General features: G+C 39.1%; 20 protein-coding genes. 4 read left to right on the top strand and 16 right to left on the bottom strand.

Annotated features, from left to right (window positions below; all coding sequences use genetic code 11):
- Nucleotides 1-89 precede the first annotated feature (89 nt).
- Together ligA and pcrA are read right to left on the bottom strand one after the other, a co-directional pair.
- Nucleotides 90-2,126 carry an NAD-dependent DNA ligase LigA gene (ligA, locus tag A5816_RS04230; protein ID WP_002306506.1) on the bottom strand — a complete coding sequence of 679 codons (2,037 nt, stop codon included), beginning with the start codon at nt 2,124-2,126 and terminating at the stop codon, nt 90-92.
- Between the two features lie 16 nt (nt 2,127-2,142).
- On the bottom strand, nt 2,143-4,380 hold the full coding sequence (gene pcrA, locus A5816_RS04225; RefSeq protein WP_086310807.1) for a DNA helicase PcrA: 2,238 nt from the start codon (nt 4,378-4,380) through the stop codon (nt 2,143-2,145).
- Between the two features lie 154 nt (nt 4,381-4,534).
- On the opposite strand from pcrA, the gene A5816_RS04220 reads away from it, so the two are divergent.
- Nucleotides 4,535-6,094 carry a ClC family H(+)/Cl(-) exchange transporter gene (locus A5816_RS04220; protein ID WP_002400269.1) on the top strand — a complete coding sequence of 520 codons (1,560 nt, stop codon included), beginning with the start codon at nt 4,535-4,537 and terminating at the stop codon, nt 6,092-6,094.
- A gap of 106 nt (nt 6,095-6,200) precedes the next feature.
- On the opposite strand, the gene A5816_RS04215 is transcribed toward A5816_RS04220, so the two are convergent.
- From A5816_RS04215 to A5816_RS04195, 5 genes are all read right to left on the bottom strand, one after another.
- A complete protein-coding gene (locus A5816_RS04215) occupies nt 6,201-8,132 on the bottom strand; it encodes a fructose-specific PTS transporter subunit EIIC (RefSeq protein WP_086310806.1) in 1,932 nt (643 codons plus the stop codon).
- A 17-nt stretch (nt 8,133-8,149) separates the two neighbouring features.
- On the bottom strand, nt 8,150-9,064 hold the full coding sequence (pfkB, locus tag A5816_RS04210) for a 1-phosphofructokinase (protein ID WP_086310805.1): 915 nt from the start codon (nt 9,062-9,064) through the stop codon (nt 8,150-8,152).
- Entirely contained in the window at nt 9,061-9,813 is a 753-nt protein-coding gene (locus A5816_RS04205; protein ID WP_002400273.1) for a DeoR/GlpR family DNA-binding transcription regulator, read from the bottom strand. The genes pfkB and A5816_RS04205 overlap by 4 nt, the downstream gene beginning before the upstream one ends.
- Before the next feature lie 159 nt (nt 9,814-9,972).
- Complete coding sequence (locus A5816_RS04200) at nt 9,973-10,182, bottom strand: hypothetical protein (RefSeq protein WP_002314851.1); 210 nt, start codon at nt 10,180-10,182, stop codon at nt 9,973-9,975.
- Nucleotides 10,183-10,192: 10 nt separating this feature from the next.
- On the bottom strand, nt 10,193-11,521 hold the full coding sequence (locus A5816_RS04195; RefSeq protein ID WP_038398752.1) for a hypothetical protein: 1,329 nt from the start codon (nt 11,519-11,521) through the stop codon (nt 10,193-10,195).
- Nucleotides 11,522-11,657: 136 nt separating this feature from the next.
- On the opposite strand from A5816_RS04195, the gene A5816_RS16220 reads away from it, so the two are divergent.
- The gene (locus tag A5816_RS16220; protein ID WP_002400277.1) at nt 11,658-11,813 is read left to right on the top strand and encodes an SPJ_0845 family protein; all 156 of its coding nucleotides are present in this window, start codon (nt 11,658-11,660) and stop codon (nt 11,811-11,813) included.
- A 74-nt stretch (nt 11,814-11,887) separates the two neighbouring features.
- Here A5816_RS16220 and yihA read toward each other — a convergent pair whose 3' ends face one another.
- The 7 genes from yihA to A5816_RS04155 form a co-directional block, all read right to left on the bottom strand.
- A complete protein-coding gene (gene yihA, locus A5816_RS04185) occupies nt 11,888-12,475 on the bottom strand; it encodes a ribosome biogenesis GTP-binding protein YihA/YsxC (RefSeq protein ID WP_002297545.1) in 588 nt (195 codons plus the stop codon).
- An 82-nt stretch (nt 12,476-12,557) separates the two neighbouring features.
- Entirely contained in the window at nt 12,558-13,808 is a 1,251-nt protein-coding gene (clpX, locus tag A5816_RS04180; RefSeq protein WP_002292068.1) for an ATP-dependent Clp protease ATP-binding subunit ClpX, read from the bottom strand.
- Between the two features lie 215 nt (nt 13,809-14,023).
- Nucleotides 14,024-15,313: a trigger factor gene (tig, locus tag A5816_RS04175; protein ID WP_002292069.1), complete on the bottom strand. Its 1,290-nt coding sequence runs from the start codon at nt 15,311-15,313 to the stop codon at nt 14,024-14,026.
- A 153-nt stretch (nt 15,314-15,466) separates the two neighbouring features.
- Entirely contained in the window at nt 15,467-16,399 is a 933-nt protein-coding gene (locus A5816_RS04170) for a tetratricopeptide repeat protein (RefSeq protein WP_010732452.1), read from the bottom strand.
- A gap of 153 nt (nt 16,400-16,552) precedes the next feature.
- The gene (locus tag A5816_RS04165) at nt 16,553-17,212 is read right to left on the bottom strand and encodes an RDD family protein (protein ID WP_002292072.1); all 660 of its coding nucleotides are present in this window, start codon (nt 17,210-17,212) and stop codon (nt 16,553-16,555) included.
- Nucleotides 17,213-17,214: 2 nt separating this feature from the next.
- Nucleotides 17,215-18,240 carry a signal peptide peptidase SppA gene (gene sppA, locus A5816_RS04160; protein WP_086310804.1) on the bottom strand — a complete coding sequence of 342 codons (1,026 nt, stop codon included), beginning with the start codon at nt 18,238-18,240 and terminating at the stop codon, nt 17,215-17,217.
- Between the two features lie 12 nt (nt 18,241-18,252).
- A complete protein-coding gene (locus A5816_RS04155) occupies nt 18,253-18,543 on the bottom strand; it encodes a hypothetical protein (RefSeq protein ID WP_002297551.1) in 291 nt (96 codons plus the stop codon).
- 407 nt (nt 18,544-18,950) lie between these two features.
- Between A5816_RS04155 and glmS the strand changes: the two genes are divergently transcribed.
- Complete coding sequence (gene glmS / locus A5816_RS04145) at nt 18,951-20,756, top strand: glutamine--fructose-6-phosphate transaminase (isomerizing) (RefSeq protein WP_086310803.1); 1,806 nt, start codon at nt 18,951-18,953, stop codon at nt 20,754-20,756.
- Between the two features lie 153 nt (nt 20,757-20,909).
- Here the strand turns inward: glmS and A5816_RS04140 are convergent, their stop codons facing one another.
- Nucleotides 20,910-21,749 carry a helix-turn-helix domain-containing protein gene (locus A5816_RS04140; protein ID WP_002336457.1) on the bottom strand — a complete coding sequence of 280 codons (840 nt, stop codon included), beginning with the start codon at nt 21,747-21,749 and terminating at the stop codon, nt 20,910-20,912.
- Between the two features lie 149 nt (nt 21,750-21,898).
- Between A5816_RS04140 and A5816_RS04135 the strand changes: the two genes are divergently transcribed.
- Entirely contained in the window at nt 21,899-22,510 is a 612-nt protein-coding gene (locus A5816_RS04135; protein ID WP_002400282.1) for a hypothetical protein, read from the top strand.
- Between the two features lie 338 nt (nt 22,511-22,848).
- Here A5816_RS04135 and glmM read toward each other — a convergent pair whose 3' ends face one another.
- Nucleotides 22,849-24,204, bottom strand: coding sequence for a phosphoglucosamine mutase (gene glmM, locus A5816_RS04125; protein ID WP_002287824.1), 1,356 nt, complete (start codon nt 24,202-24,204; stop codon nt 22,849-22,851).
- Nucleotides 24,205-24,208 lie beyond the last annotated feature (4 nt).

The raw sequence follows: 24,208 nt of genomic DNA, 5'->3' as shown, positions 1-24,208 counted from the left end.
AAACGAGTTAAAAACTTTGCTCTCTATTTTAACATAAGAGTGCCCTGTCTGAAATTATTTATTGAAATTTGTCTGAAAAAACTCAATATTTATTCTTTTGCTGAGTGGCTTTTAGCCAATGCTTCTGCCATTTGATCTTCTGTCCAAACTTCGATTCCTAATTCTTGTGCTTTGGTTAGCTTGCTGCCAGCATCTTCTCCTGCTACCACGATATCTGTTTTTTTCGATACGCTACCAGTCACTTTCCCTCCAAGATTTTCGATCGTCTCTTTTGCTTCTTCACGAGTCAATCGTGTTAGTTTACCAGTAAGGACTACTGTCTTTTCTTTAAAAGGCGACTCGACTTCTTGCAATTGGGTACTTCGAAGCCCTTTGTATTCGAAATTGACGCCTGCTTGTTTTAATTCATTCATCAATTCATGGACTTCTTCGTTACTAAAATAAGTGACTACACTGTCGGCAATGATGTCACCGATCGTATCAAGCGCAATGATCGACTCATAGTCGCTTCTACTCAATGTCTCTAGATCACCAAAATGTTCTGCTAAAATTTTCGCTGCTTTCGCTCCGACATGTCGGATTCCTAACCCGAAAATCAACCGCTCGACCGAATTATCTTTGCTGTTGTCAATTGCTGTCAAAATATTATTTGCTGATTTTTCTTTTATTTTGTCCAACGTCAATAACTCTTCTTCTGTCAATTTATAAAGATCAGCAACATCTGCGACTAGTTTTTTGTCATACATCTGTTCAAGCACACGTGGGCCCAACCCGTCGATATTCATCGCATTTCTTGAGACAAAGTGGTTCAAGCCTTCTTTCATTTGAGCAGGGCATTTAGGATTGATGCACCGTAACGCTACTTCTTCATCCAAATGGACAAGTTCACTTCCACAAACTGGGCAATGTGTAGGTAATTGGTATTCTTCGCTGTCTTTAGGTCGTTTATCCAACACGACTTGCGAAACTTCTGGAATGATATCTCCCGCTTTATAAATCAGAACTGTATCTTTCAAGCGGATATCCTTCAACTTGATATAATCCCCATTATGCAGACTGGCACGGCTTACTGTCGTTCCTGCTACTCGGACTGGCGTCATGATAGCCGTTGGCGTCACTACCCCCGTTCGTCCGACTGTCCATTCGATGTTTTCGATCAGTGTTTCAACTTCTTCTGGTGGAAACTTATAAGCTGTTGCCCATCGTGGTGCTTTGACAGTAAAGCCAAGTTGATCTTGCAGCGAGAACTCATTCACTTTGATGACGATTCCATCAATCTCATAGGGCAAATCTACACGTTTATCATGATATTCCTCAATGTATGCCCATACTTCATCAATCGAATGACATAGACGTTTTTCCCGATTCGTGTGGAATCCTATTTTTTCTAGCTCTTCTAGTGCATCATACTGTGTTTTTGCTTCCATAGGACCGAAATCAGCTACTGTGTATAAAAAAGTATCCAGATTTCTTTTCGCTGTAATTTTAGAATCTAACTGACGCAAGGAACCGGCTGCGGCATTCCGAGGATTCGCGAAGATATCTTTTCCCTCTGCTTCTCTGTCTTGATTCAATTGAACAAATGAACGTTTTGGCATGAAACATTCGCCTCTTACTTCGATGTTCATCGGTTCTTTTAATTTGATTGGGACCGATCGGACAGTCTTTAGGTTTTCAGTGATGTTTTCTCCTACAGTCCCATCCCCACGAGTCGCTCCTCTAACGAAATTTCCATCTTCATAACGCAAAGAGACAGAAAGACCATCTATTTTTAGTTCGCAGCAATAGTCGACTACACGTCCCACTGCTTTTTGTACACGTTGATCAAAAGCTATCAGCTCTTCTTTGCTGAAAACGTCGTTCAAACTGTAAAGCGGAATATCATGAGTGACTTTTTCAAAACCTTCTAATACTTTTCCGCCTACTCGTTGAGTGGGAGAATCAGACGTGATCAAATCAGGATATTGTTCTTCGATTGCTACTAATTCTGCGTATTCTTTATCATAAACATAATCTTCCACTGTTGGTTTATCTTCTACGTAGTATTCGCGAGACCATTGGTTCAATCTTGTACGAAGTTCTTCTGCTCGTTTAGCAGCTTCGTCAATCGTCATTTCATGTTCCATCATTTACCCTCCACTACTAAGCTTTTTCAATTGGCGCAAAGGCAGCCAAAAGACGTTTTACTCCTTGACTTGGGAAAGCCACATCTAGTTCTAGATCCTTCGACGTCCCACTTACTCGGACGACTGTTCCTAGTCCCCATTTTTTGTGTTTGACTTTATCTCCAGGTTTCCAGCTGTTCTTTTCCCCTCCAGTGGCACTTTTAGAGGAAACAACCGCTGTCTCTGGCTGTTTATAGCTATATGCTGCTGTTTTTTTAGCGAATACAGGTGTTTTTTTAGGCGTAGGACGCATGCCCTCGATCTCTAGCAATTCTTGATCGATTTCTTCTACAAAACGAGAAGGGCGGTTATATTGCGTCCGTCCATATAATGTTCTGGAGAAAGCATTGGTTAAATACAACGCTTCTTCTGCTCGCGTGATTCCCACATAAGCGAGGCGACGTTCTTCTTCCAGTTCGCTTTCTTCCATCAATGCTCGAGATAAAGGAAAAACACCTTCTTCTAGACCAATCAGGAATACAACTGGGAATTCTAATCCTTTGGCTGCATGCAACGTCATCAATGTCACTTGCGAAGCGTCTTCTTCTAAATTGTCAATGTCAGAAACAAGTGCCAGATCATTCAAGAAGACCGTTAGTTTTTCTTCTGGTGCATCAGCATCTTCTTCGTTTTGCTGTTCGAATTGCTTATCGAATTCTTGTGTGACCGTTAAAAATTCCTCCAAGTTTTCGATGCGCGCTTGTGCTTCTAATGTATTTTGGATTTTTAAATCTTCCAGGTATCCGCTACGATCCAAAACCTCTTTCGTCAATTCTGTCACTGTCAAGTATGGGATCATCTGCGTGACTTCTTGGATCATCTCTCCAAATGAACCTAATTGCTGGCCTGCTTTTCCACCGATATTTGCCAGTTCCACATTTTGGGCTGCTTCAAGCAGTGGCCATTCATGGAGAGAAGCAAAACTGCGTAGTTTTTCGATAGATCCTGGTCCGATGCCTCGTTTGGGCGAATTAACGATACGCTCAAAACTGATTGAGTCTTGAGGATTTGCCAGCACATTTAAATACGCTAAAATATCTTTGATTTCTTTACGATCGTAGAATTTGTGCCCTCCAACCATTTTATAAGGAATATTTGCTTTCAACAGGGTTTCTTCCATTACACGAGATTGTGCGTTCGTCCGGTACAAAATGGCAAAGTCGCCGTAATTCCGATGATTGCTTCGAATCTCTTCTTGCATTCGGTCTACGATAAAACGGGTTTCGTCTCGTTCATTATCTGCACGATAATAAGTGATCTTGTTTCCTTCTTTGTTTTCTGTCCACAAGTTTTTTGGTTTTCGATTGCTATTGTTTTCAATGACTTGGTTTGCCGCGCTAAGAATGTTTTTTGTGGAGCGATAGTTTTGTTCCAGCAAAATCACTGCAGCATCTGGATAATCTTTTTCAAAATCCAAGATGTTCTGCATATCTGCACCGCGCCAGCCGTAGATACTTTGATCTGCATCTCCCACTACGCATAGATTTCTAAATCTACCTGCCAATAAATTGACCAACGTATACTGTGCGTGGTTTGTATCTTGATACTCATCTACATGAATATAATGGAATTTGTTTTGATAATATGTGAGTGAATCAGGATGTTCTTCAAATAACCGGATCGTATTCATGATCAGGTCGTCAAAGTCCATACATTGATTGTATTGAAGCTCTTTTTGGTAAGCAGCATAACATTTTGCCGCAATCTCTTCGTAATAACTACCTTGCATTTTTGCAAAATCCTGAGGGGTCTGCAAGCTATTTTTTGCTTGGGAGATTGTTCCTAATATGCTGCGAGGATCATATTTTTTCGGGTCAATGTTCAGTTCCTTCAGTATCCGTTTCATCAAGGTCAGCTGTTCAGAAGAGTCGATGATCGTAAAGTTCCGGTTATACCCGATAAAATCAACATCTCTTCTTAAAATACGCACACACATTGAGTGAAAAGTCGATACCCAGACATCTTCGCCTCCAGATGCGAGAATCGCATTGACACGTTCTTTCATTTCTTTTGCAGCTTTATTGGTAAAAGTAATCGCTAGGATGTTCCAAGGATTGACTTCTTTTTCCTCAATCAAATAGGCAATGCGATGCGTCAACACTCTCGTCTTTCCACTTCCCGCACCTGCCATCAGCAATAATGGTCCGTCAGTGTGAAGAACAGCTTCTTTCTGACGGGGGTTCATCCCGTTTAATAATTCAGCTTTGGATGACATTAACAACATCCTTTCTTTTATCAATCTTGTTAATTATAGCATTTTCTTGGCTTTCATTAAACTAGCTAATTCAAAATCATTTGTTTCTTTTTATGGATTTCTCCTTGTCAATTCGTTGATTTCGCGCTAAATTAAAAGAAAGCGAGGCGTTTGAATGGAAAAAAAAGGAAAAATCAAGAAATTAGATAAAACTCAGATATATTTTATTCTAAAAGGAATATTCGTTGGACTACTGACAGGAATCGTGGTTAGCCTGTTTCGTTTATCGATCGAAAAGTTAGGCGATTTTGTTCGAAGTATCTATGAAATAAGTCGGGAACAGCCGATTTACTTAGTTGGCATGGCCATTTGCTGCATCCTTGCAGCATTTTTTGTGGGTTATCTGGTCAAAAATGAACCGGATATCAAAGGAAGCGGGATTCCACAAGTAGAAGGACAGCTTCGAGGGGAATTATCAATGAACTGGTTCTCTGTTTTATGGAAAAAGTTCATTGGTGGTGTACTTTCAGTTGGCGCAGGACTTTTTCTAGGTCGAGAAGGCCCTTCTATCCAGCTTGGCGCAGCTATCGGACAAGGAGCTGGACAATTGTTTCGGAGTCCATCTTCAGAAGAAAAGATTTTGATTTCTAGCGGAGCAAGTAGCGGACTTGCAGCAGCATTCAATGCTCCTATCGCAGGATTACTCTTTGTTTTAGAAGAAATCCATCACTCCTTCTCTCCTCTTGTTTGGCTGACATCTTTTGCTTCGGCCATCACGGCTAACTTTGTCTCTCTTTATTTTTTTGGCTTAAGACCAGTTTTATATCTAGGCGATCTTCCTTCTTTGCCGTTGAAATATTATGGTTCTTTGGTGGTATTAGGCGTACTTCTAGGCGTCTTAGGTTTTATTTATCAAAAGGTCCTGCTGGCATTGCCAAAATTTTACAACCGATTGCCTTTACCAGCTTATTTTCATGGATTCGTTCCTTTCTTGCTGATTTTGCCGATTGGTTATTTATGGCCTAGTACGCTAGGCGGAGGCAATCAAATCGTTTTAGCTTTTGGACATGCTTCATTGCCAATCATTATGATTATCGGTTTGTTTGTTCTTCGATTCGTTTTTTCCATGATTTCTTATGGTGGTGGTCTTCCAGGAGGGATTTTCCTTCCGATATTGACATTGGGTGCTTTAATCGGTAGCTTTTATGGAAACATCATGGTTGATTTCGGGATGGATCCAATCTACATCAAGGATTTCGTCGTAATTGCCATGGCTGGTTATTTCACAGCAATTGGGAAAGCACCGCTGACAGCAATTATTTTAGTGACAGAAATGGTTGGCTCTCTCAATCATCTGATGCCTTTAGGGTTGGCTGCTCTTGTTGCTTATATCGTCAATGATCTTCTTGGAGGGAATCCGATCTACGAATCATTGTTGGAACGTTTACTTGGAAATAATCAGACCGCCGCTCTTAAAGGTGCAAGGACAACTTTTGATTTTCCAGTAACGGCAGAGAGTTCTTTAGACGGATTAATGGTACGGGACTTCAATTGGCCTAAAAATATGCTGCTAATCTCTATACGCAGAGGAAATCAGGAAATCTTGACTCACGGTGATACGATCATGAATGTAGGAGATATTTTGGTAATCTTGACTGATGAAGCAAACTTGCCAAGAATCAAGCAAGAAATCGAGGCTAAATCTTCTATCACAAATTTGAAGCAATCATTTTAACGAACCGAGAAGAACTATTTTATGGCACAACACCTATTCATCTATACTACTTTGACTCTACAAAAAAAGAAGAGGCTGGATTTCCCCAGTCTCTTCTTTTTTATTTCTATGCTTCTGCTACTGCAGGAGCTTTTCTCAATAAACCATAAATCACACCAGAGACGACTGCTCCGATAGCAATAAACACCAAATACATAATTGGATGACTCAGTAAAAATACAACAAAAATTCCGCCATGAGGAGCCAGTAATTTGATTCCGAAAGCACCGACTAATCCGCCAGTTAAAGCAGAACCAATAATAAAACTTGGAATGGCACGAATCGGGTCAGCTGCTGCAAATGGAATCGATCCTTCCGTGACAAACGAAAGTCCCATCACGATGTTCGTCAAACCAGCATCTTGATCTGTTTTGCTGAATTTATTTTTGAACAAACGTGTAGCAACGAAAATCGCCAATGGAGGAACCATTCCTCCAGCCATAACAGAAGCCATCACAACACTTCCGCCAGTTGCAACAGTCGTAGCTAAAGTTGCTGTACCAAATACATAAGCGGCTTTGTTGATTGGACCGCCTAAATCTGCCGCCATCATTCCAGCTAATAATGCACCAAGTAAAGCAGCATTCGAACCACTCATACTTGTCAAGAAACCGTTCAATGCATCATTGATTGCTTTCATAGGGACATTGACCAGCAACATCAAGAAACCAGTAATCAGTAAGCCAAACACTGGATAAAAGAGGATCGTTTTGATTCCATCCAATGATTTTGGTAAGTTCTTGAATAATTTACGTAAAAATACGATGACATAACCAGCCAAGAATCCACCAATCAGTGCGCCTAAGAATCCTGCGCCACCTGTATTAGCTAATGCACCAGCAGCAAATCCAACAATCAAACCAGGGCGGTCGCCGATACTTGAAGCAATAAATCCAGCTAATACCGGTAACATGAACCCAAATGCAGCTTGTCCGATTTGGTTGAACCAGCTAGCAGCTTGATTGTAGTTCCCCAGATTCGATAACTGGTCATGCGGTACGCCAATAAATTGGTCAATCATGAAAGAAAGAGCAATAGCGATTCCTCCACCAATAACGAATGGTAACATGTGTGATACGCCATTCATCAAATCTTTATAGATTCTTTGTCCGACAGTACCATCCGCGTTTCCTTCTTCTGAACTATTTTCTTTTCCGTCACCATGGAATACTGGTGCAGTACCACTAAGGGCTAGATTGATCAACTCTTCTGGTTTACGGATACCATCACTGACTGGACGATTGATCAATTCTTTTCCGTCAAAACGGTTCATCTCTACTTTTTTGTCTGCTGCAACGATCACGCCTTCTGCACGAGCGATGTCTTCAGCAGTCAATCGGTTTTTGATTCCTTCTGAACCGTTCGTTTCGACTTTGATCTCCACTCCCATTTCTTTCGCTTTTTTCTTCAAAGCATCTTCTGCCATGTAAGTATGAGCGATTCCTGTTGGGCAAGCTGTAACGGCAACAACGAATTTTCTTTCTGGATGAGCAGAAGCTTCTGCAGCTTGTGTTTCTTGTTCTGCTTTTTCTTCTGCTTCTTTTTGCTCTTCAGCTGTTTGGAACAAGTCTTGGACTTCTTCTGGTGTATTTGCTTCTTTTAATTTTCCTACGAAATCTGCATCAATCAGCAATCGAGATAGTGCTGCTAATGCTTGCAAATGTGTGTCGTTCGCGCCCTCTGGAGCTGCGATCATGAAAAACAGATAAGTCGGCTGTCCGTCTAATGCTTCATAATCTACTCCTTTTTGGCTTTTTGCAAATAAAACTGTTGCTTCTTTGACTGCACTATTTTTCGCGTGAGGCATGGCGATTCCGTCACCAAGACCTGTAGAGGTTTGTGCTTCACGAGCTAGAATTCCTTCTTTATATGTGTCGATATCGGAAATCCGGCCGGCATCAAACATTTTTTGGACCATTTCATCGATCGCGCCTTTTTTATCAGTCGCTTGCAAATCCATGATCATTGCTTCTTTGACCATTAAATCCTTGATATTCATGATTATCCTCCTTGAAACTAATCAATTTTTGTGATTTCAACTTCTGGCAATAACTCATCAATCAGTTCGCGAGCTGCCAGGTCATCAGAAAAAGCCGTTGCGCTTCCACAAGCAACTCCCCATTTAAAGGCTTCGATCGGATCTTTTGTCCGACTGTAAGCACCAATAAAACCGGCGATCATTGAATCCCCTGCACCTACTGAATTTTTCAATGGGCGAACCAATACATTCGTTTTATAAGTTCCTTGTTCTGTAAAGAGCAAAGCGCCGTCTCCAGCCATTGAGATCAGCACATTCTGTGCCCCTTCAGCTAGTAATTTTTTCCCATACGGAATGATTTCTTCTACAGATTGGAAGGTTGTATTGTAAAGCTCAGCTAATTCGTGATTGTTTGGTTTGATCAACAACGGTTTCTTAACAAGTGCATTTTTTAGATCATCACCTGTTGTATCGATTACGAAATCTGCACCTTTTTCCCGAATGATATCAATCAGTTCTTGATAAAATCCTTTTCGTAGGCTGGCTGGCGCGCTTCCTGACAATACGACGATATCTCCTTGTTCTACTGTCCCTAGCGCTTGCTTCAATTCATTGATTTCTTCATCTGAAATAGCTGGACCTAAACCGTTAATTTCAGTTTCAGTATCTGATTTTAGTTTGATATTGATTCTTGTATCTTCTTGCACGTGTGTGAACAAAGATTTGATTTGTTCTTTTTCAAGCCACTTCGAAATAAATTCGCCAGTGAATCCTCCTAAAAACCCTAGTGCTGTAGACTGAGAATCGATCCGCTTCAAAATACGGGAAACATTGATCCCTTTTCCTCCAGGCAATTTGAAGTCTTCATTCATCCGGTTCAAATCACCTAGTTTTAACCCATCTACGCGTACAATATAATCAATTGATGGATTAAGTGTTACTGTGTAAATCATTGTATTGCCTCCTTAATTGTTGTCTTTTCACGGAATTCATTGATGAATTCTAATGGACAACGCTCGGTTATGATCGTGGCTGCTTCCAAAGGTGCAACAGAGGTGAAAGACAACTGGTTGAATTTAGTATGATCAATCAATACAAAGGTCTCTTCAGAATTTTTCATGGCTAAACGTTTAACTGCTGCTTCTTCTGGATCCGGAGTTGTGAATCCTTGTTCAATATGTGCACCGTTCATTCCCATAAACGCTTTATTGAAATGAAAATGTTTTAGTTGTTCTATTGCATTAGATCCTAAAACAGCATTGGTTGACAGCTTGATCGTTCCACCTAAAATAATCGTAGCAAGCTCCAAATCGACTAAATTTGCCGCATGTTGAACGGAATTTGTCACCACTGTGATTTGTTTTCCTTGTAAAAAAGGAATCATTTCTAAAGTAGTAGAGCCAGCATCTAAATAGATGACATCTTCGTCATTAATGGTTTCAGCTGCCAATTTGGCGATCTGCTGTTTTTCATGAACGTTTTTGAGTGATTTTTCACTCATATTCTGCTCAAAATTCAATAATTGCTCTTTCTTAGCGCCGCCATGGACTCTTTCTAGAAACCCACCATTCTCCAACTCTTGCAAATCACGCCTTATCGTTGATTCTGAAGCATTCAAAAGGTTTACAAGGTCTTGTGATTTCACGATTTTCTGCTGTTCAAGCAAGTCTAGGATTTTTTGTCTGCGTTCCTCTGTAAGCATTTTCACGATCACCTCAATACAAATAATAGCATATTTTTTTTAGGCTCGCAATACAAATCAGTCAAAAACGTTCACAAAAATTATAAATCAGTCAAAAAAATAAAAAACCAGTCTTTTTTTGACTGGTTTCCTACTTTATTTGACTATTATCAAATTGTTTTATCGTTTGTTATTTTCGCTTCTTGTTTTTTTCATATAAACAGAAGCAGGTTTTCTTTCCTTATGAAGAAGGTAATAATAAAGTCCCATCCCACCAAACATGACCAAGAAACCGATGACTGATCGAATAGGAAAATTAGGAACAAAAAAGAGACAGACGGATAATAATGATGCTGGAACCATTATTCGATAATAAAGTTGTTTATCCATTTTCTTCACCTCATATTTTTTGTAAAGTAATCAATTGTTCTAATTCGCGATAATCTAAAAACTGCACACGCAGATGCTTCTCGCCTTTCTTGACATCAAATTGGACACTTCGCCGTTTTTTCTTTATTCGTTTGAAGGCAATATCAGAGAGTCTGTGTTTGATTTCCTTTAACGGTAAATCCGGAAGTGCTTCAGAAGGAACATAGATTCTTAATGATAAAAGATAATCTTGATATTTCTCATCTGTTACCTCTATTTCTAGATATTCCCTGATGTAATAACAATATGCTTCGATTCCATTGTCCAAAGCAACAGTCGGATCGATGATCTTATAGCACATCATGCGCGCGCGATTCTCGTCAACCCAAGGAAAATACGCCTGAGCATTTAGTGTTCCGCGGACACGTCTTTCTTTATAATTTCCTCCTTGAATATCATAACTTTTCGTTACAAAGAACGAGGCATTTTTTTTGGGAACAGGTTGCATCTGCGCATTTTGATACTGGACAGATTGAATCGTATGATCAGTATAAATGTATTCAACAAATGGTGGTTTCAGCAATCCCACGCCGTTATCCCAAGCAAGGTGGTCAAACCCAAGCTGGTCTCTAAAATAGGATTGGAATAGCTGATTGTTTGTTTTTTGCCAATTGAATGGGTCTCGATAAAGCTGGATATATATGACTTCGTTATCTAATTCTTTCACTTTTTCTACTTGTTGTGTATCGAGAAAAATCGGTTTGGGGATGATTTGATGGTAATAGTGACTGTAATACATTTCCCAGCATGAGGTAAAACATAAGCCTTGATAAAAAAGATCGTAGCCTGGAAATTGATTGCAATCCACTACTACGTCGCCGTTTTGTTGTTTCATTTTAGGTAAACGCTCGATTTCATCCATCGTCTCAAACAGCAGCCGCTGGGGAATCTGTTTTGTATTGTGATAGATAAACTCGCTATAAGCTCTCATATAAGCAAATACACCATGGGCAATCATTTTTTTCTGAATGAAATCTCGAATCAAAAACTGGTTTTCTTTGAAAACAGAGATAGCCAATACATTTTTTATCAACAATTGATTGCCTTCCAAACGAAAACTACACTCGTTCTCGTCATTCCCTACAACTAACCAGCTTTCGTCTCTTACCGATGCGAGCATTATTTTTTCTTGCAGTTTCTTAAGATCATACGGCTCCGCTTGTTGAGTGAAAGAGCGGATAAATGTTGGCTGGATCAACAGACGTGTCAAAACGGCCCAATCGCTTATTTCCTGTTTTTTTTCTTCCTCATTTAAGTCTGTGAGCTGGATAGTCATTAATAATTTATCTTCACCAATCATTTTCTCACCTCTTTCAAATCTTTTTATAATTTAATTATAACGAATGATAAAGAAAAACTAAAACTTTTTGTCTTAGAAACCAATTTTAGGTATTACATGGTAAACTAAGTAAAAAAGGAACAAAGAGGTGTTCGCGATGGGATTGAAATTTGAACGTACAGACAATTTAGATAGACTTTTCGAATCATTTGCTGTCGATCCGGAAAAAACAGTTGCGCCAAAAGAAGAAATCGATCGGTTTCTAAAACCGCAGCCACAAAACGAAAAGAAAAAAGACAAGAAACAAAAGTAAGATAAGTTCTGCAAAAAAAGACTTACCAGCCAAACTTTTATGGAAGAGTTTGGCTGGTAAGTCTTTTTTTCTTTTTATGATTCGATTGCTTGTTCGATTGCTGCCCATGCTTCTTCTTTTCCTTGTTTTGTAACGGAAGAAAAAAGAATAAATGTGTCATTACGATCAAAATCCAATGCTTTTTTGATCTCGCTTTCGTGCTTGTTCCATTTACCGCGAGGAATCTTATCTGCCTTAGTAGCAACAACGATCACAGGGATATCATAATACTTCAAAAATTGATACATCTGGATATCTTCTTGAGAAGGCTTATGGCGCAGATCTACTAAAGAAACGACCGCACGTAGTTGTTCTCTAGTCGTTAAATATGTCTCGATCATCTTCCCCCATTTTGCTCGTTCAGTTTTGGATACTTTTGCATACCCGTATCCTGGAACATCGACAAAATGCAACGCATTCTCGATCAAATAAAAATTCAAGGTCTGGGTCTTTCCAGGCTTACCGGAAGTACGCGCTAAATTCTTTCGATCAATCAATGTGTTGATAAAAGAAGATTTCCCTACATTTGATCGCCCTGCCAGAGCTATTTCCGGTAATTGTGTCTCTGGATATTGTTTTGGTGCCACTGCACTTATGATGATTTCAGCTTGATGGACTTTCATGGTCTCTCTCCTTAAAAAGGTGATGAATAAAGCAAGCGGCTGTCGTAAAAGCCAAAATGACTTTTACGGCAGCCTCTTCTCATCAACCCGCTTTTTTCTCTGAATCTTTATAGATCACTGTTGGCTCACCAGACAATTCAGCTGCTTCTTTGGTGATAATCACTTTTTCGATGTTTTCATTTGAAGGGATATCAAACATCACATCCATCATGATTTCTTCGATGATAGAACGAAGACCTCGAGCACCAGTGTTGCGTTCGATTGCTTTTTTCGCAATAGCTCTCAACGCTTCAGGTTCGAATTCAAGTTCAGTATCATCTAGAGAAAGAAGTTTTTGATATTGTTTGACTAACGCATTTTTTGGCTCAGTCAAGATCCGTACCAGATCATCTGTTGTCAATTTCTCTAAAGCTGCCATAACAGGTAATCGTCCGATAAACTCAGGAATCAATCCGAATTTCAGCAAATCTTCAGGAATGATATGCTGCATGACGCTTTCGTCTTCAGAAAGTTTTTGGTTTTGTGTACCAAATCCAATCGTTTTTTCGCCCATACGGTTCTTCACGATTGTTTCGATACCATCAAACGCCCCACCTACGATGAACAAGATATTCGTCGTATCAATCTGGATAAATTCTTGATGTGGATGTTTACGTCCTCCCTGAGGCGGAACACTTGCAACAGTTCCTTCTAGAATCTTCAGCAAGGCTTGTTGGACACCTTCACCGGAAACATCACGAGTGATGGATACATTTTCGCTTTTACGCGCGATTTTATCGATTTCATCAATATAGATGATCCCTTTTTCTGCACGTTCCACATTGTAATCAGCAGACTGGAGCAATTTAAGTAAAATGTTTTCTACATCTTCACCCACATAACCAGCTTCTGTCAAACTTGTCGCATCTGCGATTGCAAAAGGTACATTCAACGTTTTTGCTAATGTTTGTGCCAAAAATGTTTTCCCTGACCCTGTAGGTCCGATCAAGCAGATATTGCTTTTTTGTAGTTCAACATCGTCTGTGTTCTCTTGTGCTTGCTGATTGACACGTTTGTAGTGATTGTATACGGCAACAGCTAACGAGCGTTTTGCGCGATCTTGTCCAATCACGTAGTTATTCAATACTTCAAGAATTTCTAGTGGTTTAGGGACTTCAGTGAATTCGCGTACAGCTTCTTCATAAAATTCTTCATCAATGATCTCTTTACATAGGTCGATACATTCATTACAGATGTAGACCCCTGGACCAGCTACGATTTTTTTCACTTCTTCTTGGGTTTTCCCACAAAAAGAACAGCGTACGGTCTCATTGCTACTTGGATTGTCATACATGGTCTTCACCCCTTAACTTGCAAAAAGTATGCAAGAAACTATCAGAGACTTTACAGTCTTTTACTATCATAACATAGTTTAGTAAAAAGAAAAAGTGTTTAACAAAGGATCGATTGACCTATATCTTTGTATATTTTCACGCTTAACAAAAAATAAGGGACTGTGACAACAAACATGTCACAGTCCCTTATTTCATGACCTCTATTACTTAATTTCTATTCTTTTGCTTCTGTCGCTGTACCTGTGATCAATTCGATTGCTTTTTTCATTGTCACATCATGTTCCAGCATATCTTCTGTCAACACGCGTTTGATTTGTTCGATTGGCATGTTGTATGTTTCTGATAATTCTTGGATTTCTGCATTGATTTCTTCTTCTGTTGCTTGAAGATTTTCAGCAGCTGCAATTGCTTCGATCACAAGATTTGTTCTTGTGCGCATTTCTGCTTCACCTTCGAATTGTTTATGCAAGTCTTCTTCTGTAGAACCAGTTAATTGATAGTACATTTCAGGAGAGATACCTTGACGTTGCATGTTGTTCAAGAATTCGTCCATTGAACGATGTACTTCATCATGAACCATCACGTGTGGCAATTCAACGATTTCTGCGTTTTCAACAGCCATACGGATTGCTGCTTCATCTTTTGCATCGTCCGCTGCTTTTTCTTTTGTTTCTACTAATTCTTTGCGATATTTTTCTTTCAATTCGTCTAATGTTGATACTTCGTCATCCACATCTTTTGCGAATTCGTCATCTAATTCAGGCACTTCTTTTGCTTTTACTTCATGGATTGTCACTTTGAAGACTGCTTCTTTTCCAGCAAGATCTTCTGCTTGATAATCTTCTGGGAAAGTTACATTTACATCTAGACTTTCACCTGATTTATGACCAACTAATTGATCTTCAAATCCTGGAATGAATGAACCTGAACCTAATTCAAGTGAGTAATTTTCGCCTTTTCCGCCATCAAACGCTTCGCCATCTACAAAGCCTTCGAAGTCGATTACTACTGTATCGCCATTTTCAGCTGCAGCATCTTCTTTGATAACTAATTCAGCTTGTGCTTCTTGTTCACGTTTGATACGTGCATCCACGTCAGCATCTGTTACTTCACGATCTTGTTTTTCAACAACTAGATCTTTATATTGTCCTAATTTTACTTCTGGTTTCACTGTTACTTCAGCAGTGATTACCCAGTCTTGACCTTTTTCCATGCTTTCAACATCGATTTTTGGTTGAGAAACAGGATCGATGCCAGCTTCTTTGACAGCAGCTTCATAAGCTTCTGGTAATACAGCATTCAATGCATCTTCATATAAAGCTTCTTCACCGTACATACGGTTGAATACTTGACGAGAAACTTTTCCTTTACGGAATCCAGGTACGTTCAAGCTTTTTTTCACTTTATTAAACGCAGTTGTTAATCCTTTTTGGATTTCGTCTTGCGCAATCGTAAATTTTAAAACACCATCATTCGTGCCTTTTTTTTCAAATGTTGCAGTCATTTAATTCCCTCCGAGTTTAGAAATTCATTTTATACATCAAAAACGTTTCATGCATACCTTTAAATAGTACACTAACCCTTTCAAATTGTAAACATATTGAATGGGTAGAATCCTTGTTTTTCATAACATTTTTATCTTTTTCACTGATAAAATCTAATGGAAGAAGATCATTTGCTGCAAAATTTTCTCTCGTTTTTTAAAAAAATCTTGTTTTTCATCTTCCGTACCATCATACATCGTTTTTCCTGTGCATGCCTCTACAGTCAGTTGAAACCAACGCCTCGGGTCTTCAATGTATGTATCATAGACAGGATAAACGATTGCAGATTGCAACGTAAATTCTTCTTTCAACACCGAACTAAGTAGCGCATCTTCATTCCCATAATGATCTGAAAACACACACAATTGTCGATAACTTGACTGTTGCTGTGGCTTAGGCAAATCTTTGGGTATGACTTTGACTAGTTTTTCTTCAATCGTCAAATAGAAAACAGGGTTGCATTCATTCAATTGCCTGAGTGTCTCCAGCAATTTTGCCCTCGCTAAAATATGGACCTCTGGTAATACAATCAGCTTACTCGCTGTTTGGATAAACTCATGGTAAGGAAGCTGTTCGATCTCCTCGATAGACGACAGCTGACGTGCTGGTTCCAATGAAGGAAGTTCCTCCGATTTTTTATGGAGTGCCTTGACTTTTTGCCTCTCCATTTGTCCGGATAATTCTTCTGCAAATTGAATTTTTTCAATGATACGCTGCTCAAAAGATTCATAAAAATCTGTACTTGCTATCAATTTTCTAGCATATAAAAAATCTTGTGCGCTGATTAACAAGTCAAAATAAAATTCAGCAAACTCCTCGTTTTCAAGATACTGTTTTTCATGTAAGAGTGCTTGTTTCAACGCTTCTTTTTTCTCGTCTAACTCATAAAGACAAAAAACAAGCAGGCTATTAGCCTCAAAGCTTTCTTTCAACTCGTAAGCACGTTGAAATAGTTCTTTTGCCTGCTGATATTGCTGGTTTGCTAGTGCTTGTTGGGCCACTCGCATTAAATTCTCATATTTTTCTGGAAAATCAATCGGCTTCACGCAGTGTCCTCCTCTTGCTTATGTTCAGCTCATGTTCAATAGTAGCAAAACAAAAAAAGCATGACAATTAAAAATAATCGAAGCATCCTCTAAAAGCTAGATTTTTGATCTGACTTTTAGAAGATGCTTCAAACTACTGTTTTTTATAGATCATCAGCTGTTAACTTCTTGGTTGAATGCTTTGATCAGATTAATCGTAACGACACTTGTATTAGTGAAAAAATCTCCCAGATGCTGCTTTTTCTGATTAAAGATTGCTGGAAGATACCCTAACATCAGCAAAGGAAACTTTAGAATGAACCGGCAAGCACCTTCTCTAACTAAAACAGTTGACCAGCTAAGTTCTTCTTCATCAAAGCTGATAACTCGAATACCGAAGATCATTTTCCCAATCGTTTGGCCATGATTGAGTTTCGTCAATAAAACAAAATACGCTAAATAAATGAGTAATGCTGTGAATCCATAGAGACTCAAATACGAATCTGAAAAATTCAGCCAACCTAGATTTTTGGCAATACCAAGTGTTAAACGTGTAATAGCTCCGATACACAAAAGATCAATCAAGAAGGCAAACATTCGGATCAAAAAACCTGCATAGAAATAATGAGGAAAATCATTTGCTTTTGGTGGTTCATTTTTTGTGTCAGTATACTTTTTCCATTTCCGTTGTTTCTTTTTGATTTCTTCTGACGTCATCGGTTCTCTTTCAAAAGAGCTCAGCACCTTTTGGGAAAAGCTTGGATCAGGTCCCACAGCAGGCTGCTGTTGCCTCTCTCTTCCTTGTTCCTTATTTTCGTTTGGAAGTTCCGTCATGCTTACTCACCTCCGTAATAATACATTGCTTTTGGTGATTCTGCAGTTCCGAGATTCTCAAGTATTGATAAGATCTGACTAGTTTCAGAAGATTTCAATCCTTGGAACTCTGCCAGTTTGCTCCCTAACCATGTGCTGGCAAATCCAGATGATGCGGAGGAATATTCTACTAATTCAGCATCTTCAAGCTTTTGTTCCTTTCGCATAGCTTGTAAGGCGTCTTCAGGGAATCCCAATTCATCGACTAAACCTACTTCTTTTGCTTGGACACCATCATAAATCCTTCCATCTGCTATTTTTTTGACTGCTTCTTCAGATTTATTCCGTCCCTCGCTAACGATTCTTACAAATCGTTGATACGCACTGTCAATATACGCTTGAAGCACTGCTTCCTCTTCTTTTGTCTCTGGGCGTGTTCCTGAACCCATATCTTTCAATGCGCCACTTTTCACTGTTGTGTCTTCCACACCCAGTTTTTCTAAAAGCCCTGAATAATTCAATCCTGACATGATCACACCAATTGAACCGGTCACTGTTTCTTCGGTTGCAAAGATTTTATCTGCTTGAGCAGAAATATAGTAACCACCGCTAGCTGCCATGTTTTTCATACTGACATACATCGGGATATCATGCTCTTTACGGATCGTATCTAATTTCTTAGCGATTTCCGCACTTTCATAGACACCGCCACCAGGAGAGTTTACTTCTAAAAAGATTCCTTTGACTGTTGGATCTTCTTCCACAGCTTTCAGTTGTTCCATGAAATTTTCATGGTTATAACCTTCAGAAGCAAATAAACCAGAAGATCCTCCTGCAGCAATCGTTCCATCTACTGTTAGTTTTACGATTTTTTGCGTACTGTCTCCCTCTTCCAACACATTTGGTACTAACTCTTCATCCCCGTATAACCAACTGTTCAACCCCTCGACTTGATTGTTTTCCTGAGGCTTAGTCAAACTCGACGAAACTAACGAAACCACAAATAATCCCGCAGCAATCAGAACTGCTGCCCAACGTTTTTTATTCATTCTTTCTCCTTTCTAATACAAGTTTTTTATGACGATCACAGTTTCTGACTGCTCGGAAGCGTCGAACCGCTCTGCTTTTTCTTCACGCGCATACCCGGAAAATGACTCTTTTGTCCATTCATCTTCTACCGTAAACTCTCGCGCTTGGACAACTTCCAAGGCATCAGGTGCGATTTCCTGGATGCTATCCCAACCAGTATCTAAAAATATTTTTGTATCATCTGATACACCAGCTGATGCTTCAAATTCGGACAATTGTTTTTTTAACATTCCAAGTGTCATGATTTCAATTTTTGAATCCATTTTTCTCCTCCTTCATCCTATTACTTTCTATTGTACCGAACTCCTGAAAAAGATGATAGATAAAAACCGATTATTTTTTGACACAAAACGCACATACAAAAAGCAATTCGATATATACCAATTTATTTTTATTCTTTTTTTGTTGACAAAAACATTCGCAAAAGGGTATGATTTTAAATGTTTCCAGATAAAAAATAAAAAAGGAGGATAGTTATACCTTTTAGGATAGCGCCTGGTCTGTGCAAACAGATGACGAGGAGAGGGTTTATCGAAAGATTCGGCGGATGACCCTAGGGACTGCACTCTACAGAAGATCCACAAAAAGTATCTGCAAAGATAAAACAAAAGGATTTTCCTGCAGCTGGAAGCATTCATACGAATTCATTATAGAAAGTAGGATGTTTTTTATGTGCGGAATTGTTGGAATGATTGGATTAAAAAATGTAACACCAGGATTGATTGGCGGGCTAGAAAAATTGGAATACCGCGGTTATGATTCAGCTGGCATCTTTGTCTCAGATGGCACGACAGATCATTTAGTCAAAGCACAAGGCAGAATCCAAAATTTAAAGGATAAAATAACTTCTGATACTACAGGAAATATAGGCATCGGCCATACACGTTGGGCAACCCACGGACAACCATCTGAGGAAAATGCCCATCCACATACTTCACAAAGCGGACGTTTCGTGCTCGTTCATAATGGCGTGATCGAAAACTTTGAAGAACTTAAAAATGCTTATTTAACAGATGATCACTTTATCGGTGAGACAGATACTGAGATTATCGCTCATCTGATTGAAACTTTTGCGAAGGATATGACGGCAAAAGAGGCATTTTTAAAAGCTTTGCGCGTCATCAAAGGTTCTTATGCTTTCGCTTTGATTGATCGTACAACACCTGATGTGATTTATGTAGCGAAAAACAAAAGCCCATTGTTAGTCGGACTTGGCGATGGATTCAATGTGATTGCCAGTGATGCAATGGCTATGCTTGCTCATACGAAGAAATTCGTCGAGGTCGAAGATGAAGAGATGGTTACCGTTACATCAGACAAAATTATTATCCAAAATTTTGCGGGCGACATTATGGAACGTTCTTCATTTGAAGCGCAAGTAGATGCTTCAGATATCGAGAAAGGCACCTATCCTTTTTATATGCTGAAAGAAATCGACGAACAGCCTATTATCATGCGCCGTATTGCTCAAAAATACGTAACAGAAGATAATCGGGTCCCTCTTGATCCAAAACTGATCGATACATTATCTGACAGCGATCGAATCTACATCGTTGCTTGCGGAACTAGTTACCATGCGGGATTAGCTGGTAAACAGACTTTGGAAGAATTGACACAGATTCCTGTCGAGGTTCATTTAGCCAGTGAATTCGGCTATAACACACCTCTTCTTTCAAAAAAACCATTCTTTATTTTCTTGAGTCAAAGTGGCGAAACAGCGGACAGTCGGCAAGTGCTGGTAAAAATCAACCGTCTTGGCTATCCTTCACTTACGATTACAAATGTTGCTGGCTCTACTCTTTCGCGAGAAGCATCCTTCACCCTATTGTTGCATGCCGGACCTGAGATTGCAGTAGCATCAACGAAAGCTTATACTGCACAAATAGCAGTACTGACTTTATTAGCCAAAGCTATCGGTGACAAAAAAGAATTAGAAACTTCTCTTTCGTTCGATATCACTCATGAATTGAGTTTAGTCGCAAATGCGATGGAATCGGTCATTGCCCAGAAAGATTATTTAGAGGAGCTGGCTGCAGAATACCTCAGCGACACAAGAAATGCTTTTTATATCGGACGCGGGGCAGACTACAACGTTTCTCTTGAAGCCGCTTTGAAATTGAAAGAAATCAGTTACATCCAGGCAGAAGGTTTTGCTGCTGGTGAATTGAAACACGGAACAATTGCTTTGATTGAAGAAGGAACACCCGTGATCGGAATCATCAGTGAAGAAGTGACTGGCGCGCATACTCGAGGTAATCTGAAAGAAGTCGAAAGCCGTGGCGCTAAAACATTAATTATCGTCTCAGAAGGATTAGAAAAGGAAAATGACCAACTAGTACTGCCAGCAGTCCACCCTTATCTGTCTACTCTTGCCACAGTCGTACCGACTCAATTACTTGCCTATTACGCCACACTGTTACGAGGGTTTGACGTTGACAAGCCACGTAATCTGGCGAAATCAGTGACAGTTGAGTAACGTTTCTGTACGGGAAATCATTTGATTTTTGCAGTCTTTTGTAAAAAAATAAAAGCATAGTATGTACCGAACACCAAAAAATTTGATTTTTAGTGTTCGGTATTTTTACTTTATTTCCCGTTTACTTTTTAAAACCTCGTTTAAATAAATCGTTCACTTTCTCTGTCTATAATATTGGAGTTCCTTTAATAATTTGGCTTTTAATTCCGTTTCTTCAACTACTTCAAGTAAATCAAACCCTTTTTGCATTAATTTTGTATCGTTTTGGCAGTACCCCAATCTTACGAAGATCATGCCTAGAAAATCAGCTCGTTTTGCTCGTTTCGCCATATCTTTTGCTAGATTCAACATGTATCGGCCATCTTCTACAAGATTTTTTTGTATATATATTTGAGAGATATTCATCAAAAGTGTCAGCCTTACTGTATCGACAACATCCAATCGATTATATCTATCAAGCGTAGCTAATAGAATAGGATACATTATTTCTAACGTGCTGATTTCTAGATGAAATGAAATGATCGCAAATATTTGAATATCTCTTAATGTCCACACCTCTATTTTTGAAAGCCGCTGCCAAATCGGAGTCACCAACCCTTTGAATTCTGTTTTATCAAAGTCTATAGGATCAGCAGATAAATACAAGCGTAAAATCAACAGGATTTCTTCTATTTTTTTATCTGAACAAGTAGATGTAAATTCTAAACATCGTCTATACAACTTTCTTATCTGTGCACTTTCTGTATTTGAAATAATAGAATAAAAATCCTCAATAAGCCTTGTACGATTATCTCTATTATCTCTATTCTCTATATTTGCCAAATATCTAAATTCATCTAAAGATACATCTATCCTCTCTAATAAATAACAAGCATTTTCAAACCTTGGCTCCGTCTCATTTTTTTCAATCCGCGAAAGAGTTGTCCTATCTAAAAAATCATTACAAACTTCTTTTTGAGTCATTCCTTTCCCTTTCCTTATAAATCGATACATTTCGCCAAACCTCAATTTTTTCTCCCTCCAAAATTTTTGTGAGCTTATGCAACAAATCTACCAAAAACAATTAGATGATTATAAAATATAAGGGTAACAAAGAAACTATTATACTTATATTATAACAAAAACAAAATGGAGGTTGTCCTATGATAAGAAAAATGCTTATTATTTTTGTCACTACAATTGTTGTTTCCTCACTCGTCCTGACTTCTACTGCAATCGTCTCCCTTGCTTCTGAATTAGATACTACCACTATCAAGCCTGATGTTTACAAAAATGATAGTTATAAAGAAATGGAAAAAGAAATGGCATCCATTGCGTTCAAAAGATCATTGGAAACCATTACCCGAACAAACAACATTGAACAGGCAAAAGCATTTGCAGAATATTTTCTTAAAAAATATGAAGGCGCAGAAATGAGGACTAGTGGTTATGGCGAACGTATCCAAAACGGGGGTTGGAATATTTTTTATCAAACAGCTGCCGGTAAGCAAGCAGTTCGTACTGCTTACAATATTTTATTCGTTCAAAGCAGTGCTGGCGTCGCACTTTCCGGAATACTTGCTGCCATTACTAAAGCTACTTTACTAGGGGTGGGTGTTGCTATTGCGGCTCTGTTATCCGGCATGGTATTGAATACGATAGCATCAAGAAGCAGATTTTGTCGTGATAGAATAGATGCTAACGGCAATAGAGGGACTGGTAGAATAACCTTGACCGAAGCACGCTGGAGTTCTACCTATGATTTTCGATGGTAACAAAATTAACGCTCTTACGCTGGTCTATTCTCTTTTTTGATAGTATAGTTGCTTCTCTTGTTTTGTACTTCCTTATTGCGGACGGGCAAAACTATTATTACGTCTATCTATTGGCTCAAATTCCTAGTTATATTATTCTTGATCATATCCACAAAAAAATAGGATTAAAAACAGATAAAGCACGCAAACGTGCTATTTTACTAGTGATGTTGAGTTTTTTCATCTCTTACATTGGTATAATGTTTCTTACACAATATGTTTTTAAATAAAAGAAAAAGCAAAGACCAGCGACGAATAACCGTCACTAGTCTTTGCTTTTTCTCTTCTATCTTAGTTTCTTAATCTAGACCGATTTCTTCTTTGACTACTGCTGCAATTTTATCGACATAGTAATTGACTTTCTCATCGGTAGGCGCTTCTGCCATCACACGAAGTAATGGTTCTGTGCCGGAAGGACGAACTAGGATTCTACCTTCTGATCCCATTTCAGCTTCTGCTTCTTCGATTACTTTTTTAATTGCTGGAACATCCATCGCACCGTTTTTATCACTTACTCGGATATTCACTAATTTTTGCGGATAAATCGTTACCTCTGCTGCAAGCTCAGATAATTTTTTACCCGTCTGTTTCATAATATTCAACAACTGAATTCCTGAAAGCATCCCATCACCAGTTGTGTTGAAATCTAAGAAAATCATGTGTCCAGACTGCTCGCCACCAAAATTATAATCGTTTTTGCGCATTTCTTCTACAACATAACGATCACCAACTTGTGTAACGACATCTTTCAGACCGATTCCTTCTACCGCTTTGTGGAAGCCTAAGTTGCTCATCACAGTTGTAACGATAGTGTCTTTTTTCAAGCGATTTTTTTCTGCTAAGTATTTAGCACAGATAAACATGATTTTATCACCATCGACGATATTCCCAAGTTCATCTACCGCGATGATGCGATCGCCATCGCCATCGAAAGCTAGACCAGCGTCCGCTCCTTTTTCAACGACCATCTCAGCTAAACGTTCTGGATGTGTAGAACCTACCCCATCATTGATGTTTAAACCATCTGGATTTGTGCCCATTGTATAGAAGTCTGTTTCAAGATCAGCGAACAAACGATTGACACTTGTTGAAGTTGCTCCGTTTGCTGCATCGACACAAATTGTCAACCCGGAAAGATCGCCATTGATCGTTTGGACAAGGAATTGAGAATATTTCAATAAACCCTCTGGAAATTCTTCTACAGTTCCCAAACCTTCAGCTGATGGACGAGGCAATTCATCTACTTCTGCATCCAGCAATGCTTCGATTTCTAGTTCTTGATCATCTACTAATTTAAAACCGTCTGCACCAAAAAATTTGATTCCATTATCCTGCGCTGGATTGTGCGAAGCAGAGATCATGACTCCTGCACTTGCTTTTTGTAATCGTGTCAGATAAGCAACACCTGGCGTAGAAATCACACCTAGTTGGAACACTTCGATACCCACCGATAAAAGTCCTGAAATCAGCGCTTCTTCTAACATTTGACCTGAGATTCTTGTATCCCGCCCCACTAGTACGCGTGGGCGTTTTCCTTCTTCTTCATGCTGGCTTAGGACATAACCTCCGCATCGTCCCAGCTTAAATGCAAGTTCTGGCGTAAGTTCCTTGTTGGCTTCACCGCGGACGCCGTCTGTTCCAAAATATTTACCCATAGTT

This window comes from Enterococcus sp. 3G1_DIV0629, from assembly GCF_002141285.1.
GTDB lineage: Bacteria > Bacillota > Bacilli > Lactobacillales > Enterococcaceae > Enterococcus_B > Enterococcus_B lactis.
The sequence above is the reverse complement of the archived record's forward strand: the minus strand, read 5'-3'. Positions and strand labels throughout refer to the sequence as shown.